This window comes from Mycolicibacterium insubricum, from assembly GCF_010731615.1.
Lineage (GTDB): Bacteria > Actinomycetota > Actinomycetes > Mycobacteriales > Mycobacteriaceae > Mycobacterium > Mycobacterium insubricum.
The window spans coordinates 2493291-2509112 of the sequence record NZ_AP022618.1 but is presented as its reverse complement, the minus strand read 5'-3'; the positions used below and the strand labels follow the sequence as shown (position 1 = coordinate 2509112).

15 protein-coding genes are annotated in these 15822 nt (G+C 70.4%); 8 read left to right on the top strand and 7 right to left on the bottom strand.

Going from position 1 to position 15822, the window contains the following annotated elements; all coding sequences use genetic code 11:
• Positions 1 to 195: 195 nt before the first annotated feature.
• The 7 genes from tkt to G6N16_RS11995 are packed head-to-tail and all read left to right on the top strand — an operon-like array spanning position 196 to position 7448.
• Positions 196 to 2292 carry a transketolase gene (tkt, locus tag G6N16_RS12025; protein WP_083030495.1) on the top strand — a complete coding sequence of 699 codons (2097 nt, stop codon included), beginning with the start codon at positions 196 to 198 and terminating at the stop codon, positions 2290 to 2292.
• Positions 2289 to 3404, top strand: coding sequence for a transaldolase (gene tal / locus G6N16_RS12020; protein WP_083030496.1), 1116 nt, complete (start codon positions 2289 to 2291; stop codon positions 3402 to 3404). The genes tkt and tal overlap by 4 nt, the downstream gene beginning before the upstream one ends.
• Before the next feature lie 7 nt (positions 3405 to 3411).
• Complete coding sequence (zwf, locus tag G6N16_RS12015) at positions 3412 to 4974, top strand: glucose-6-phosphate dehydrogenase (protein WP_083030497.1); 1563 nt, start codon at positions 3412 to 3414, stop codon at positions 4972 to 4974.
• Positions 4974 to 5885: a glucose-6-phosphate dehydrogenase assembly protein OpcA gene (opcA, locus tag G6N16_RS12010; protein ID WP_083030513.1), complete on the top strand. Its 912-nt coding sequence runs from the start codon at positions 4974 to 4976 to the stop codon at positions 5883 to 5885. The genes zwf and opcA overlap by 1 nt, the downstream gene beginning before the upstream one ends.
• Positions 5882 to 6691, top strand: a complete 810-nt coding sequence (gene pgl, locus G6N16_RS12005) for a 6-phosphogluconolactonase (protein WP_083030498.1) — start codon at positions 5882 to 5884, stop codon at positions 6689 to 6691. The genes opcA and pgl overlap by 4 nt, the downstream gene beginning before the upstream one ends.
• 24 nt (positions 6692 to 6715) lie before the next feature.
• Positions 6716 to 7087 (top strand): ATPase, encoded by a 372-nt coding sequence (locus tag G6N16_RS12000; RefSeq protein ID WP_083030499.1) that lies wholly within the window; start codon positions 6716 to 6718, stop codon positions 7085 to 7087.
• A gap of 31 nt (positions 7088 to 7118) precedes the next feature.
• Positions 7119 to 7448 (top strand): DUF732 domain-containing protein, encoded by a 330-nt coding sequence (locus G6N16_RS11995; RefSeq protein ID WP_083030500.1) that lies wholly within the window; start codon positions 7119 to 7121, stop codon positions 7446 to 7448.
• A gap of 14 nt (positions 7449 to 7462) precedes the next feature.
• On the opposite strand, the gene G6N16_RS11990 is transcribed toward G6N16_RS11995, so the two are convergent.
• From G6N16_RS11990 to G6N16_RS11980, 3 genes are read right to left on the bottom strand one after another with little or no spacing between them, the layout of a single operon-like run.
• Positions 7463 to 8092 carry a LutC/YkgG family protein gene (locus tag G6N16_RS11990; protein WP_083030501.1) on the bottom strand — a complete coding sequence of 210 codons (630 nt, stop codon included), beginning with the start codon at positions 8090 to 8092 and terminating at the stop codon, positions 7463 to 7465.
• Positions 8089 to 9564, bottom strand: a complete 1476-nt coding sequence (locus G6N16_RS11985) for a LutB/LldF family L-lactate oxidation iron-sulfur protein (RefSeq protein WP_083030514.1) — start codon at positions 9562 to 9564, stop codon at positions 8089 to 8091. Before G6N16_RS11985 ends, G6N16_RS11990 begins: the two co-directional genes overlap by 4 nt.
• Positions 9565 to 9599: 35 nt before the next feature.
• Positions 9600 to 10370 (bottom strand): (Fe-S)-binding protein, encoded by a 771-nt coding sequence (locus G6N16_RS11980; protein ID WP_264026985.1) that lies wholly within the window; start codon positions 10368 to 10370, stop codon positions 9600 to 9602.
• Positions 10371 to 10484: 114 nt separating this feature from the next.
• On the opposite strand from G6N16_RS11980, the gene G6N16_RS11975 reads away from it, so the two are divergent.
• Complete coding sequence (locus G6N16_RS11975) at positions 10485 to 11174, top strand: type 1 glutamine amidotransferase domain-containing protein (RefSeq protein ID WP_083030515.1); 690 nt, start codon at positions 10485 to 10487, stop codon at positions 11172 to 11174.
• A gap of 49 nt (positions 11175 to 11223) precedes the next feature.
• On the opposite strand, the gene ppc is transcribed toward G6N16_RS11975, so the two are convergent.
• From ppc to tpiA, 4 genes are all read right to left on the bottom strand, one after another.
• A complete protein-coding gene (gene ppc, locus G6N16_RS11970) occupies positions 11224 to 14100 on the bottom strand; it encodes a phosphoenolpyruvate carboxylase (RefSeq protein ID WP_234805813.1) in 2877 nt (958 codons plus the stop codon).
• A gap of 66 nt (positions 14101 to 14166) precedes the next feature.
• Positions 14167 to 14733, bottom strand: coding sequence for a hypothetical protein (locus G6N16_RS21805; RefSeq protein ID WP_234805814.1), 567 nt, complete (start codon positions 14731 to 14733; stop codon positions 14167 to 14169).
• Entirely contained in the window at positions 14730 to 15002 is a 273-nt protein-coding gene (secG, locus tag G6N16_RS11960) for a preprotein translocase subunit SecG (protein WP_083030504.1), read from the bottom strand. The genes G6N16_RS21805 and secG overlap by 4 nt, the downstream gene beginning before the upstream one ends.
• A 30-nt stretch (positions 15003 to 15032) precedes the next feature.
• Positions 15033 to 15818 (bottom strand): triose-phosphate isomerase, encoded by a 786-nt coding sequence (tpiA, locus tag G6N16_RS11955; protein ID WP_083030505.1) that lies wholly within the window; start codon positions 15816 to 15818, stop codon positions 15033 to 15035.
• Between the last annotated feature and the right edge of the window lie 4 nt (positions 15819 to 15822).

Sequence of the window (15822 nt, the reverse complement as noted above, 5' to 3'; positions counted from 1 at the left end):
CTCGCTGCCGGCGGCGACCGAGCATCGCGCGCCGTCTACTACAGAGAATGGTAGACCGCACCGGCCGTCACCCGGTAACCGCATGGCGGAATATGTCCCGGGCGCGCTGCACGGCCCGGCGGCGGCCGATTAGGGTTGTGGCAGCGACCCGTGCGCCGGCAGCCTGCGCCAGCACGCCCTACGAGGAGATCATCTGTGACCACTGCGGAGGATATCGCCGCGCTCACCCAGCCCAGCCATCCGGCCGATTGGACCGACGTCGATACCCGCGCGGTCGATACCGTCCGGGTGCTGGCCGCGGATGCGGTGCAGAAGGTCGGCAACGGCCATCCTGGCACCGCGATGAGCCTGGCCCCGCTGGCCTACACCCTGTTCCAGCGGCAGCTGCGCCACGACCCGTCGGACACCGAGTGGCTGGGCCGCGACCGGTTCGTCTTGTCCTGCGGCCATTCCAGCCTGACCCTGTACCTGCAGCTGTACCTGGGCGGTTTCGGGCTGGAACTGTCCGACATCGAGGCGCTGCGCACCTGGGACTCGCTGACCCCGGGCCACCCCGAGTACCGGCACACCAAGGGTGTGGAGATCACCACCGGCCCGCTGGGCCAGGGCTTGGCCTCGGCCGTCGGGATGGCGATGGCCGCCCGCTACGAGCGCGGCCTGTTCGACCCCGACGCCGCACCCGGCACCAGCCCGTTCGACCACTACATCTTCGTCATCGCCTCCGACGGTGACATCGAGGAGGGCGTCACCAGCGAGGCCAGCTCGCTGGCCGGCACCCAGCAGCTGGGGAACCTCATCGTGTTCTGGGACGACAACAAGATCTCCATCGAACACAACACCGACATCGCGCTGAGCGAGGACGTGTGCGCCCGCTACCGGGCCTACGGCTGGCATGTCCAGGAGGTCGAGGGCGGGGAGAACGTCGTCGGCATCGAGGCCGCCATCGCCGCCGCCAAGGAGGTGACCGACCGGCCGTCGTTCATCGCGCTGCGCACCGTGATCGGCTATCCGGCCCCGACCAAGATGAACACCGGCGGGGTGCACGGCTCGGCGCTGGGCGCCGACGAGGTCGCCGCCACCAAGAAGATCCTCGGCTTCGACCCGGACCGCAGCTTCGAGGTGTCCGACGCCGTCATCGGCCACACCCGGGAGCTGGTCACCCGCGGTCGCGCCGCGCACACCGTCTGGCAGGCCGACTTCGATGCGTGGGCGGCGCGGGAGCCGCAGCGCAAGGCGCTGCTGGACCGGCTGCAGGCCGGCACGCTGCCCGACGGCTGGGCCGATGCCCTGCCGTCCTGGGAGCCCGACGCCAAGGGACCGGCCACCCGCGCCGCCTCCGGAGCGGTGCTGGCCGCGCTCGGCCCGGTGCTGCCGGAGCTCTGGGGTGGCTCGGCGGACCTGGCCGGGTCCAACAACACCACCATCAAGGGCGCGAAATCCTTCGGCCCGCCGTCGATTTCCACCGAGGACTGGACGGCCACCTGGTACGGCCGCACCCTGCACTTCGGTATCCGTGAGCATGCGATGGCCGCGATCCTGTCCGGCATCGTGCTGCACGGCCCGACCCGCCCGTACGGTGGCACCTTCCTGCAGTTCGCCGACTACATGCGCCCGGCGGTGCGGCTGGCCGCGCTGATGGATATCGACCCGATCTATGTGTGGACGCACGACTCCATCGGTCTGGGCGAGGACGGGCCCACCCACCAGCCGATCGAGCACTTGGCCGCACTGCGGGCCATCCCCCGGCTCTCGGTGGTCCGGCCCGCCGACGCCAACGAGACCGCGGCGGCCTGGCGCGCCGTGCTGGAGCGCGCCGGTGGCCGCGGGCCGGTCGGGCTGATCCTGACCCGGCAGAACGTCCCGGTACTGGCCGGCACCAGCACCGAGGGCGTGGCCCGCGGCGGCTACGTGCTGGCCGGGTCCCCCGCCGACGCCGACGTGCTGCTGATCGCCACCGGTTCGGAGGTCGCCCTGGCGCTGGGCGCCCGGGATGCACTGGCGGCCGACGGCGTGTCCGCCGCGGTGATCTCCATGCCGTGCGTGGAGTGGTTCGACGCCCAGCCGCAGGAGTACCGGGACACGGTGCTGCCGCCGTCGGTGCGCGCCCGGGTGTCGGTCGAGGCCGGCATCGCGATGCCCTGGTACCGGTTCGTCGGGGACGCCGGGGAGATCGTGTCCATCGAGCACTACGGCGCCTCGGCGTCGGACACCGTGCTCTTCGAGAAGTTCGGCTTCACCGTGGAAGCCGTCACCGCCGCCGCCAACCGCAGCATCGGAAAGGCACGCCCATGACGCAGAACCCGAACCTGGCCGCCCTGTCGCAGGCCGGGGTGTCGGTGTGGCTCGACGACCTGTCCCGGGAGCGGCTGCAGTCGGGCAACCTCGCCGATCTGGTCGCCACCCGCAGCGTCGTCGGGGTCACCACCAACCCGTCGATCTTCCAGGCCGCGCTGACCAGCGGCACCGCCTATGACGCCCAGGTCGGCGAGCTGGCCGCGGCCGGCGCCGACGTCGACACCACCATCCGCACCGTCACCACCGATGACGTCCGCGAGGCCTGCGACGTGCTGGCCCCGGTGTTCACCGCATCCGACGGCGTGGACGGCCGGGTGTCCATCGAGGTGGATCCGCGGCTGGCGCACGACACCGCCAAGACCGTCAGCCAGGCCGTCGAGCTGTGGAAGATCGTCGACCGGCCCAACCTGCTGATCAAAATCCCGGCGACGCTCGCGGGCCTGCCGGCGATCACCGCCGTCATCGCCGAGGGCATCTCGGTGAACGTCACGCTGATCTTCTCCGTCGAGCGGCACCGCGCGGTGATGGACGCCTACCTGGCCGGCCTGGAGGCGGCCCGCGCGGCCGGCCACGACCTGTCCGGAATCCATTCCGTCGCATCGTTTTTCGTGTCCCGGGTGGACACCGAGATCGACAAGCGGCTGGAGGCGATCGGCACCGACGTGGCGCTGGACACCCGCGGCGAGGCCGGGGTCGCCAACGCCCGGCTGGCCTATGCCGCCTACCAGGAGGTGTTCGAAGGGGGCACCCGGTTCGAGGCGCTGGCCGCCGCCGGCGCCCGGGTGCAGCGCCCGCTGTGGGCCTCGACCGGGGTGAAGAACCCCGACTATCCCGACACCCTCTACGTCACCGAGCTGGTGGCGCCCAACACCGTCAACACCATGCCGGACAAGACGCTGGAGGCCGTCGCCGACCACGGCGAGATCACCGGCGACACCATCACCGGCACCGCCGAGACCGCGCAGATCGTGTTCGACAAGCTTGCCACCGTCGGGATCGACCTGCCCGACGTCTTCCGGCTGCTGGAGGACGAGGGCGTGGACAAGTTCGAGAAATCCTGGCAGGAGCTGATCGACGCCGTGAGCGGGCAACTCGACGCCCGACGGTAGACCGGCGATGAGCGGCACCACCCCACCGCAGGCCTCGGCGCGCAATCCGCTGCGCGACCCGGCCGACAAGCGGATGCCCCGCATCGCGGGTCCATGCGCGATGGTGATCTTCGGCGTCACCGGCGATCTGGCCCGCAAGAAGCTGATGCCGGCCATCTACGACCTGGCCCACCGGGGCCTGCTGTCCCCGTCGTTCGCGCTGGTGGGATTCGCCCGTCGGGACTGGGCCGACGAGGACTTCGCCCAGGTGGTGCGCGACGCCGTCGCGCAGCACTCCCGGACCCCGTTCGAGCAGCAGGTGTGGGACCGCCTGGCCGAGGGCTTCCGGTTCGTATCCGGCAACTTCGACGACGACGCGTCGTATGCGCGGCTGGCCGAGACCCTGCACGGTCTCGACGCGACCCGCGGCACCGGCGGCAATCACGCCTTCTACCTGTCGATCCCACCGGCGTCGTTCCCGCTGGTCTGCGAGAAGCTGTCGTCCTCGGGGCTGGCCGCCCAGGACAAGCCGGGGTGCTGGAGCCGGGTGGTGATCGAGAAGCCGTTCGGCCACGACTTGGCGAGTGCCGAATCGTTGAACTCGGTGGTCAACGACGTCTTCCCGGAGTCCTCGGTGTTCCGCATCGACCACTACCTGGGCAAGGAGACGGTGCAGAACCTGCTGGCGCTGCGGTTCGCCAATGAGCTGTTCGAGCCGGTGTGGAACTCCAATTACGTCGACCACGTGCAGATCACCATGGCCGAGGACATCGGACTGGGTGGCCGCGCCGGTTACTACGACGGCATCGGCGCCGCGCGCGACGTGATCCAGAACCACCTGATGCAGCTGATGGCGCTCACCGCGATGGAGGAGCCGGTCAGCTTCTCGCCGCGGGCGCTGCAGATGGAGAAGATCAAGGTGCTCTCGGCGACGCAGCTGATCGAGCCGCTGTCGGAGAACACCGCGCGCGGTCAGTACGCGGCGGGCTGGCAGGGCGGCACGCCGGTCGTCGGGCTGCTCGACGAGCAGGGCTTCTCCCCCACCTCCACCTCCGAGACCTACGCCGCGATCGCCTGCGAGATCAACACCCGGCGCTGGGCCGGGGTGCCGTTCTACCTGCGCACCGGCAAGCGGCTCGGCCGCCGCGTGACCGAGATCGCCCTGGTGTTCAAACGGCCGCCGCATATGCCGTTCGACGCGGCGATGAGCACCGACATCGGCCAGAACGCGCTGGTGATCCGGGTGCAGCCGGAGGAGGGCATCACCCTGCGGTTCGCCTCCAAGGTGCCCGGGCACCTGATGGAGGTCCGCGACGTGAACATGGACTTCTCCTACGGCACGGCGTTCGCCGAGGAGTCCCCGGAGGCCTACGAGCGGCTGATCCTCGACGTGCTGCTCGGCGAGCCGTCGTTGTTCCCGGTCAACAAGGAAGTCGAATTGTCCTGGCGCATCCTCGATCCCGCGTTGGAGAACTGGGCCCGCGAGGATGCCGACGGCGGGCGGCCGCAACCGTATCCGGCCGGCGGCTGGGGCCCGGAATCGGCGGATGAGATGCTGGCGCGCACCGGCCGGCAGTGGCGGCGGCCCTGATGATCGTCGACCTGCCGGGCACCACCACCAACGACGTCAACCGTCGGCTGGTCGCACTGCGCGAGGAGCAGGGCGTTTCGACGATGGGCCGGGTACTGACCCTGGTGGTGTCGGTGACCGCCGAGTCGGTGCTGGAGGAGTCGATCGCCGCCGCCAACGACGCCAGCCGCGAACATCCGTGCCGGGTCATCCTGGTCAGCCCGGCCGACGCGTCGGCCGGCGACCCGCGACTCGACGCCCAGATCCGGGTGGGCCGCGACGGCGGCGCCGGGGAGGTGGTGGTGCTGCGGCTGTCCGGCCCGCTGGCCGAGCATGCCGCCAGCGTGGTGACCCCGTTCCTGCTGCCCGACACCCCGGTGGTGGCGTGGTGGCCCGATGCCGCACCGGCGGCGCCCGCCGAGGATCCGCTGGGCCGGCTGGCGCTACGCCGCATCACCGACGCGACCGGCGCCCCGGATCCGTTGGCCGACATTCGCTCCCGGCTGGCCGGCTACACCCCCGGGGACACCGACCTGTGCTGGAGCCGGGTCACCTACTGGCGGGCACTGTTGGCCGCGGCGCTCGACGACGGTGCGGATACCGAGGTCCGCTCGGTGCTGGTCCGGGGACGCGCGGCCGAGCCGGCGTTCGACATTCTGGCCGGCTGGCTGGTCAGCCGACTGGACTGCCCGGTCCACCGGACCGTCGGGCAACCGCTGGTCGAGCTGCACACCGACACCGAGACCATCGCGCTGAGCCGGCCGCAGCCCGGGGTGACGGCCACGCTGAGCCGCACGGGGCGCCCCGATGCGCTGCTGCCGCTGGCCTACCGCGGTACCGCGGATTGCCTGGCCGAGGATCTGCGCCGGCTGGAACCCGACGGCATCTACCTGACGGCCCTGCGCGGCCTGGACCGAGTGGAGTACCGATGAGCAACCGCCCGCAGCCCCAGGTCCTCACCTTCGCCGACGCCGACACCCTGGTCACCGCGGCCGCCGACGCCCTGGTCGGCGAGATCGCCGGTGCCGTCGCCGCCCGCGGTGTGGCCCACGTCGTGCTGACCGGCGGCGGCGCCGGGATCAACCTGGCGCGCCGGTTGCGGGACCGCTCCGACGTCGACTGGGCGGCGGTGCAGCTGTACTGGGGCGACGACCGCTACGTGCCGGCCGCCGACCCCGACCGCAACGAACTGCAGGCCCGCCAGGCGCTGCTGGACGGCATCGACATCCCGGCGGCCAACGTGCACCCGATGCCGGCCTCCGACGGCCAGTTCGGCGACAACCTGGACGCGGCCGCGGCCGCCTACGAACTGCTGCTGTCCGGCCTGGCCGACGGCGGGGCCCCCACCCCGGTATTCGACGTCCACCTGCTCGGCATGGGTGGCGAAGGTCATGTCAACTCCCTGTTCCCCGACTCCCCCGCGGTCCGCGAGGCCGCGAGATTCGTTGTCGGGGTGGATGATTCACCCAAGCCTCCGCCGCGGCGGCTGACCCTGACGCTGCCCGCGGTGCGGCGCTCGCGCCAGGTCTGGCTGCTGGTCGCCGGCGCCGAGAAGGCCGACGCGGTGGCCGCCGCGCTCGGTGGGGCTCCGGCCACCGCGGTTCCGGCGGCCGGGGCGTTCGGCACCGAGGCGACCCGGTGGCTGCTGGACGCGGCCGCGGCCTCGGCGCTCGGCACCGAGATTCCGACGGAGCCGAGGGGAAGCCGGGACCGCCGTGACAAACCGGGCGGCGTTTAGTCCCGGGCAGGGTTTAATAAACCCATGGTGGACAGAACCGGCCGCGGCACCCGCCCGACCCAACAGCGCATCCGCAACCTGGCCCAGGCCGCGTTGAACGCCGATCAGACCGTCGGGCAACTCGACGGGGTGATCACCACGCTGGGCGCCACGCTGAGCGATCTGGACACCTCGATCAAGGGGCTGGACCACACGCTGGCCCGGTTCAACGACACCATCGGCAGCATCGATACGCTGGCCGAGCGATTGATCGAGGTCGGTGACCGGCTCAACAACGTCGTCGACCGGGTCGAGGTGCTGCTGGGCGTCGGGGAGGTCGCCGTCTCGCCGATCGCAGCCACCGAGAACGCGGTGCGCGGCGCCATCAACGCCGTCCGCAACCGGACCGGGCTGTAACCGCCGCACTCACGAGATCAGGCGGGCCACCATGGCGTACATCCGAACCGTCACGGCGGGCGCAGCGCTGGCCGTCGCTGCGGTGTGCGTCTGCCCCGCCGCGCACGCCGACAACCTCACCATCCCCGAGAAGGCATATCTGCTGAGCCTCCAGCAACAGCACATCCGGTACCCGAGCACCACCTACGCGATCAACGCCGGACACCAGGTGTGCGCGTCCTTCGACAACAACGTGCCGTTCCTGGACCTGCTGAACACGGTGCACACCAACTCGGGCATGGATGAATACAGTTCGGGATTTCTCATCGGTGCCGCCGTGCAGTCATTCTGCCCCGGCAACCGGGCGAAGTTGCCCGGTTGACACCCCGCCGCGACCTAGCCGGCGACGAGGACGTGCAGCGTGCGGGGCCCGTGCACGCCTTCCACCCGGTCCAGTTCGATGTCGCTGGTGGCGCTGGGACCGCTGATCCAGGTCTGCGGGCTGCTCTGGCTGCCGCACCGGAGGAGCCGGGCGACCGCCGCGGGCACGTCGTCGACGATCTGGTCGACGGTCAGTACGCACACGTGCAGATCGGGCACCAGGCTCAATGCGCGACGGCCCTGGCCGGCCCCGTGGTCCAGCACGATGGTGCCGGTGTTGGCGATGCCGACGGCCGCCGCGGTCACCACGGCGTCGATCCGGTCCAGTTCGGTCGCCGACAACCCGTCGTCGTGGCGCCAGTCCGCGCCGCCCGACCAGCGCTCCCGGGCCCGACCGTCGGAGATGACACTGCCCGCCCCGGCCAACGCATCGGCGACCGCGGCGGCGACCGCCGCGTCGTCGGCGCGGGGTATCCGGGTCACCCGGGCCCGGTAGTCGCGGGTGCGCTCCACGAACCGCGCGACCGCGTCCAGGTCTCCGGTGCCCACCGCGGCGCCGTAATTCCAGGACACCGGGGCCGCAGCCGGGCGGTCGGCCAGGGCGGAACGGATCCGGCCGAGGATTTCCTCGCGCGCCCCGGTCACGACGACTCCCGCCCGCCGTCGGTGCGATCCCACCAGTCGCGGAAGGTTTCGGTGGGTGGCACCGGGACGTCGCGGGCCCCCGACCAGATGCTGGCCGGCCAGGGCAGCCAGCGCAGCACCGTCTTGGCGCCGAACAGTCTGCTGCGCAAGGATTTTCCGGCCAGCGCGGCGCCTTTCCCGGCGGCCGCCAATCGGCGGTGGTCACCGAACACCCAGCTCGCCGCCTTCATCGCCACAGACTCCGCCGACGGCCGCCCGCCGCGCTTGTCGTCGACCACCCGGGTCCGCAGGTGCACCAGCAGCGCCGGGATGTCGATGCGCACCGGGCACGCGTCAAAGCAGGCGCCGCACAGGCTCGACGCATACGGCAGCGACCGGTCCACATCGGTGGTGATGCCGCGCAGCTGCGGGGTGAGCACCGCGCCGATCGGCCCCGGGTACACCGATCCGTAGGCGTGCCCGCCGGCGCGCTGGTAGACCGGGCAGACGTTGAGGCAGGCCGAGCAGCGGATGCAGCGCAACGCATCCCGGCCGACCGGGTCGGCCAGCGCGTCGGTGCGGCCGTTGTCGAGCAGCACGATGTGCATGTTCGCCGGGCCGTCGACGGTCCCGTCGGGCCGGGTGGCCGGGCCGGTCCAGATGGAGGTGTACGGGTTCTCCCGTTCCCCGGTGCTGCTGCGCGGCAGCACCTGCAGGAACACCTCGAGATCGGCCCAGCTGGGCAGCACCTTCTCGATGCCGACCACTGAGATCAGGGTCTGCGGCAGGGTCAGGCACATCCGGCCGTTGCCCTCGGATTCGACGACGACCAGGCTGCCGGTGTCGGCGATCGCGAAGTTCGCGCCGGAGATCGCCACCTCTGCACGCAGGAACTTCTCCCGCAGGTGCAGCCGGGCGGCCTCGGCGAGCCGGGACGGTTCGTCGGAGAGATCGGCCGGCGCGGGGCGGCCCACCTTGCCCATCTCGCGCAGGAAGATCTCCCGGACCTGCGCGCGGTTGCGGTGGATGGCCGGAACCAGGATGTGGCTCGGCCAGTCGTGGCCCAGCTGGACGATCAGCTCGGCCAGGTCGGTCTCCCAGGCGTCGATGCCGGCGTCCGCCAGCGCCTCGTTGAGCTCGATCTCCTGGGTGGCCATCGACTTGACCTTGACGACTTCGCGGGCCCCGGCGGCCCGGACCAGGTCGATGACAATCCGGTTGGCCTCCTCGGCGTCGCGGGCCCAGTGCACCTGCGCCCCGGCGGCGGTCGCGTTGGCCTCGAACTGCAGCAGCCGCTCGTCGAGACGGTGCAGCGCGGCGTTCTTGATCGCCTCGGCGGCCCGGCGCAGCTCCTCCCAGTTGTCGAGTTCGCCGACGACCTCCGCGCGCTTGGCGCGGATGAGACCGGTGGCGTGCGCGAGGTTGCGGCGCTGCACCGAATCGGTCAGCGCCTCCCGGGCGGCGTCCGGGAACTTCGGCAACGGCTCCGGCATGCCGAGAAACGCCCGGGTCACCCCGACGTGGCTGCTCACGCCGGGTCTTCCTCGGTCGCGGCGAGGACCTCGGCCAGGTGCAGGATCCGCATCCCGGCGCGCTGGCGCGACAGCAGTCCGCCGATGTGCGCCAGGCAGGAATTATCCCCGGCGACAAGCACTTCCGCACCGGTGTCGCGGACGTGGCGGGCCTTGTCCGAGCCCATCGCCACCGACAGGTCGGGGTTCTTCATGGCGAAGGTGCCGCCGAAGCCGCAGCACTGGTCGGCATCGGGCAGCTCGACGAGATCGATCCCGCGGACCCCGCGCAGCAGTCGCAGCGGCCGATCGCCCACGCGGCATATCCGCAGCGAATGACAGGTCGGGTGGTAGGTCACCCGGTGCGGGAAATAGGCGCCGACGTCCGTCACGCCCAATACGTCGACTAAGAACTCCGAGAGTTCGTACACGCGCGGGGCGAGGTCCTCGACATCCGCGCACAGCCGGGCGTCGCCGGCCCGTCGGGCGATGTCGCGGTGCTGGTGGCGCACCGATCCCACACAGGACCCCGACGGTGCGACGACGGCATCGTAGTCGGCAAACGCCCGCACGAACGCGCGCACCGAGGGCGCTGCCTCCGGCGCGTAGCCGGTATTGGTGAACGGCTGGCCGCAGCAGGTCTGCCCGCGGGGGAAATCGACCTCGCAACCGAGCCGGCGCAGCAACCGGACGACGGCGATCGGAGTGCCCGGCCACATCACGTCGTTGAGGCAGGTGGCGAACAACGCCACCTTCTTCACCGCTACCGGCGCCGGGATCACGCTCACAGCGCCATCATCCACGACGCGCAAGGGGCCCGCAGCCCGACCGGGACACGGAGGTGTGGCACACATTCGGCCGAGGAGTGGCGCAGCGGGCCGCAGAGCGCAATGCTTGAGTACATGTCCCCACGCATCCTCAACGTCGTCACCAACGTTTCCCACTACGCCGACCCCACCGAGCCCACGGGTCTGTGGCTTTCGGAGCTGGTGCACGCCTACGACGTCTTCGCCGAGGCCGGCTATCAGCAGACGATCGTCAGCCCGAAGGGCGGCCTGTGTCCCCTGGAGCCGCGGTCGTTGACATTTCCCAACTACGACAAGAGCGCCAAGGCCTGGCGCAACGATGACGCGAAGATGGCGCTGCTGGAGCACACCGCCGCACCCGAGCAGATCGACCCGGCGGACTTCGACGCGATCTACTTCACCGGCGGCCACGCGGTGATGTTCGACTTTCCCGACAGCGAGGGCCTGCAGCGCATCACCCGGGAGATCTTCGAACGCGGCGGCGTGGTGTCCTCGGTGTGCCACGGCTACGCCGGACTGCTCAACACCAGGTTGAGCGACGGGTCGCTGCTGGTCACCGGGCGCCGACTGACCGGCTTCTCCTGGACCGAGGAGGTGCTCGCCCGCGTCGCCAAGCTGGTGCCGTTCAACGTCGAACAGGAGATGCGCGACCGCGGTGCGCTCTATGAGAAGGGACTGCTGCCGTTCACGTCCTACACCGTCGTCGACGGGCGGTTGGTGACCGGGCAGAACCCCGCCTCCGCCAAGGAAACCGCCGAGAAGGTCGTGGCCGTGCTGGACGTCTAAATCGTCAGTCCCGGCGAACCACGACGAAGCAGCCCCTCGGAGATTCCCGCTACCCGGAGTTTCGCAGCGCGGTGGCCAGCCCGCTCATCGTCATCAGGATGCCGCGCTGCACCCTCTCGTCGGTGTCCCCGCCGCGGTAGCGACGCAGCAGTTCCACCTGCAGGTGATTGAGCGGCTCCAGGTACGGGAACCGGTTGAACACCGACCGGGCCAGCGCCGGATTGTCGGCCAGCAGGTCGTCGTAACCGGTGATCGCCTTGAACGTCGCGATGCAGCGGTCGTGCTCGGCGACCAGCTTGGAGAACACCCGCTCGCGCAACGCCTCGTCGGGCACCAGCTCGGCGTAGCGGGCGGCCAGGCCCATGTCCGATTTGGCCAGCACCTGCGCCATGTTCGACAGCACGGTCGCGAAGAAGGGCCAGCGTCGGTAGAGATCGGACAGCACGGCCAGCCGGTCTTCGCCGAGCTGCTCCCCCTCGGCGATGTAGTCGGCGAACGCGGTTCCGGTGCCGTACCAGCCGGGCAGCATCACCCGCGACTGACTCCAGGCCAGCACCCACGGAATGGCACGCAGGTCGGAGATCTTGGTGGTCTGCTTGCGTGAGGTGGGCCGGCTGCCGATGTTGAGCGCCCCGATCTCGCTGACCGGGGTGGACGTCTCGAAGTATTCGACGAACCCCGGGGTGCGGTGCACCAGGTCGGCATAGCACTCGCGGGCGCGGGCGGCCAGGTCGTCGAGCACCGCGTACGCGGCCTCGGCCTGCTCGCCGAGGCCTTCCACGTCCAGCAGGGTCGACTCCAGCGTCGCGGCGACCAGCGATTCCAGGTTGCGCCGGGCCATCTTCGGTTCGGCGTACTTGGCGGCGATCACTTCGCCCTGCTCGGTCAGCCGCAGCGATCCGCCCACCGCGCCGGGCGGCTGGGCCAGGATGGCGTCGTAACTGGGTCCGCCGCCGCGCCCGACGGTGCCGCCGCGGCCGTGGAACAGCCGCAGCCGGATCCCGTTGCGTTCGGCCATCTCCACCAGGTCCAGTTCGGCGCGGTACAGCGCCCAGTTGGCGGCCAGGTAGCCGCCGTCCTTGTTGGAGTCCGAATAGCCGAGCATGACCTCCTGCCGGTGGCCGCGGGCGGCCACGATGCGCCGGTACAGCGGCAGTTCCAAGGCTGCGTCCATGATCGCGGCGCCGGCCTGCAGGTCCTCGATGGTCTCGAACAGCGGCACGATGCCGACCGGCGCGTAAATCGACTCGCCCGGCCCCTTCCTCGCAGAACTACACTGCTCGTCGGACCGGGCGTAAATCGAAGGGTCGGCGGCGTCGAGCAGGCCCGCCTCCTTGAGCAGCAGCGCCGCCTCCAGTAGGTCGGACACCGACTGGCACATCGAGATGATGTAGTTCGGCACGGTCGCCGGGCCGTAGGCGGCCACCGCTTCGGCCGCGGCGCGCATGATGCCCAGTTCCTTACCGGTCAGTTCGGACAGGTCGTCGCCCGGGCGGGTCAGCGGACGACGGGTGGACAGTTCGGCGGTCAGCAGCGCCACCCGCTGGTCCTCGTCGAGTGACAGGTAGTCCGGGTGTGCACCGGCGAAGGCCAGCAGTTCGGCGACGACCTCCTCGTGGGTGTCGGAGTTCTGCCGCATGTCCAGCCCACACAGGTGAAATCCGAAGGTACGCAACGATTCCCGCAACCGGGCCAGTCGGTCGTCGGCCAGCAGCCCGTCACCGTGGCCGCGCAGCGAGGCGTCGACGACATCGAGATCGGCCAGCATTTCGTCCGCGCTGAGATAGGCCGGTAACCCCAGGTCGCGCATGTTCGACGGGCGGTCGTCCAGGATGGCCTCGGCGGTGGCGGTGAGCCGGCCGTGGACGGCACGCACCGCCCGACGGTAGGGCTCGTCGGTGCGCAGCGGCTGGTCGACGAGGTCGGCCAGCGCGTTGAGCTCGTCGCTGACGGTGACCAGCCGCGCGGACAACGGCAGTTCTATCTCCAGCACGGTCAGCTCGGCCAGGTAGTGGGTGAACGCCGTGCGGGCGGCGCGCCCGGTGGCTTCGCGCACCACCGCGCCGGTGACGTTGGGGTTGCCGTCGCGGTCACCTCCGATCCACGACCCGGGCCGCAGGATCGGCTGCGCCAGCAGGTCCGAGCCGGGCCAGCGGCGTTGCAGGGCCTCGCGGACCTCGGCATTGATCGCCGGGATCACCTCCAGGAAGGCCCCGGGGTAGTAGCGCAGGCCGCTGTCGATCTCGTCGGTGATCCGCAGCCGGGACAGCCGGATCAGCGCGGTCTGCCACAACCGCAGGATGTGGCGGCGCAGCTCCAGCTCGACGTCGGCACCGCCGACGGTGCGCGTGGTGCCCGGGATGCGGGCGCGCATCAACTCGGTGATGCGGTTCTGGGTCTCGAAGATGGTGCGACGACGGGTTTCGGTGGGGTGCGCGGTGATCACCGGCGCGACCAGGGCATCGGCCAGCACGTCCACGACGGCGTCGGAGTCGATGTCGACGGAGTCGAGTTTGGCGTAGGTGGCCGCCAGCGTGGAGTTCTGTGGGGGTTCCCCGGCGGCGACGTGGATGGCGCGGCGGCGTTCCCGGTGGATGTCCTCGGCGACATTGGCCAGCAGCGCGAAATCGGTGAACGCCCGGATCACCTGAATCGCCGTGTCGGTGTCGATCCGGTCGAACATCCGGGCCAGTTCGGCGCGGTCGATTTCGGAGCGGCGGACCCGGAACGACTCCACCCGGGCCCGTTCGACGAGGTTGAGGATCTCCTCACCGTTCTGCTCGCGGATGGTGTCGCCGAGGATGGCGCCGAGCAGCCGGATGTCGTCGCGCATCGGTTCGGTGGCATCCCAACCGGTCCGGGTGCGCTGCACGGCACCGAACGGGGCCAGGGAATTGTCGGTGTCCCGCGAGGAGGTCTGTGCCATGCCGTCCAGTATTGGTGGCGTGGTCACCGGGCGCATCCCGGAACGCACGACGCGATCAGGACGGGATCAGATGGAGGCGAGCATGATCACGAAGAACAGCAGGAAGATCACCAGCGGGACCACGATGACGCCGATGGTGATGCCGATGCCGTTGTACTTCTGCGGCCCCACACCGAGTGATCCCGGGCTGAAGGACCACACCGGTGCGCGGTACTCCAGCTCGGTGAACTGACCGGGCGAGACGCCCACCACGGTGTCCGCCTTGCCCACCTGCGGGGGCAGCATGTAGGGGGTGTGGACGTGCACGTGGTGCTGTCCGGGCCCGACGGGATACAGCGTCCGGCCCCACGCCGCCGGCGGGCACTGGTGCCCGTCGATGAAGATCTTCGGCTTGGTCAGGAAGAACATCCAGGACAGCGGGAAGAACATGGTGGTCACCGCGATGCCCTGACCGGCCTGCTGGGGGTGCTGCGCGTGCTGAAGCTGCGGGTACTGCGGCTGCAGATGCTGCGCCGGCTGGCCGTACTGCGGCTGCTGGGCCTGCTGCTGCTGCGGATACTGCGGCTGCCCGTACTGCTGCGGCTGGCCGTACTGCGGAGGCGGCTGGCCCCAACCGGCCGGCGGCTGCGTCACGACAGCGGCGGAATGGTGTCGGCGTCGGGGGCCGGGGTTCCGTACTTGATGTGCAGGCCCATCGCGACGATGGACACCACCCAGATCCCGATGACGAAGTAGGTGAGCCGATCCAGGTTCTTCTCCACCACGGTGGAGCCGGACAGGCTGGACTGCACGCCGCCGCCGAACAGGCTGGACAGACCGCCACCTTTCGCACGGTGCAGCAGCACCAGCAGCACCACCAGGATGCTGGTGACCACCAGCAGGATCTGCAGGCCAAGTTGCATGGCGACAACCCTACCGGAGCCAGCCCTTCCCTACGGCAGGGGCCCACCCGCGGCGATGGCGCTCAGCTGGGCGAACTGCTCACCGTCGAGCGACGCACCACCGACGAGCGCGCCGTCGATATCGGGCTGGGCGATCAGCTCGCCGATGTTCTTGACGTTCACCGAACCGCCGTACAGCACGCGCACCGTCTCGGCGATTTCCGGGGTCGCGATGTTGGCCAGTTCGGCGCGGATCGCCCCGCAGACCTCCTGGGCGTCGGCGGCACTGGCCACCCGCCCGGTGCCGATCGCCCAGACCGGCTCGTAGGCGATGACCGACGCGGCGATCTGCTCGTTCGACAGGCCGGCCAGGGAGCCCTGCAGCTGTGCGACGTTCCAGGCGATGTGATCGCCGGCCTCGCGCACGCCCAGCGACTCGCCGATGCAGATGATCGGGGTGAGCCCGTGCTTGTGCGCGGCGGCGGCCTTCGCGCCGACCAGCGAGTCGGACTCGTTGTGGTAGGTGCGCCGCTCCGAGTGCCCGACGACGGCGAACGTGCAGCCGAGCTTGGCCAGGAACGCACCGCTGATCTCGCCGGTGTAGGCGCCCGCGTCGTGCTGGGACACGTCCTGGGCGCCGTAGGTCAGCCGCAGCTTGTCCCCGTCGACCAGGGTCTGCACGCTGCGCAGATCGGTGAACGGCGGGATGACGGTGACGTCGACGCGGTCGAAGTACTTGTCGGGCAGCGAGAAGGCGATCTTCTGCACCAGAGCGATGGCCTCGAAGTGGTTGAGGTTCATCTTCCAGTTACCCGCGATCAGCGGTTTGCGTGACACGTGC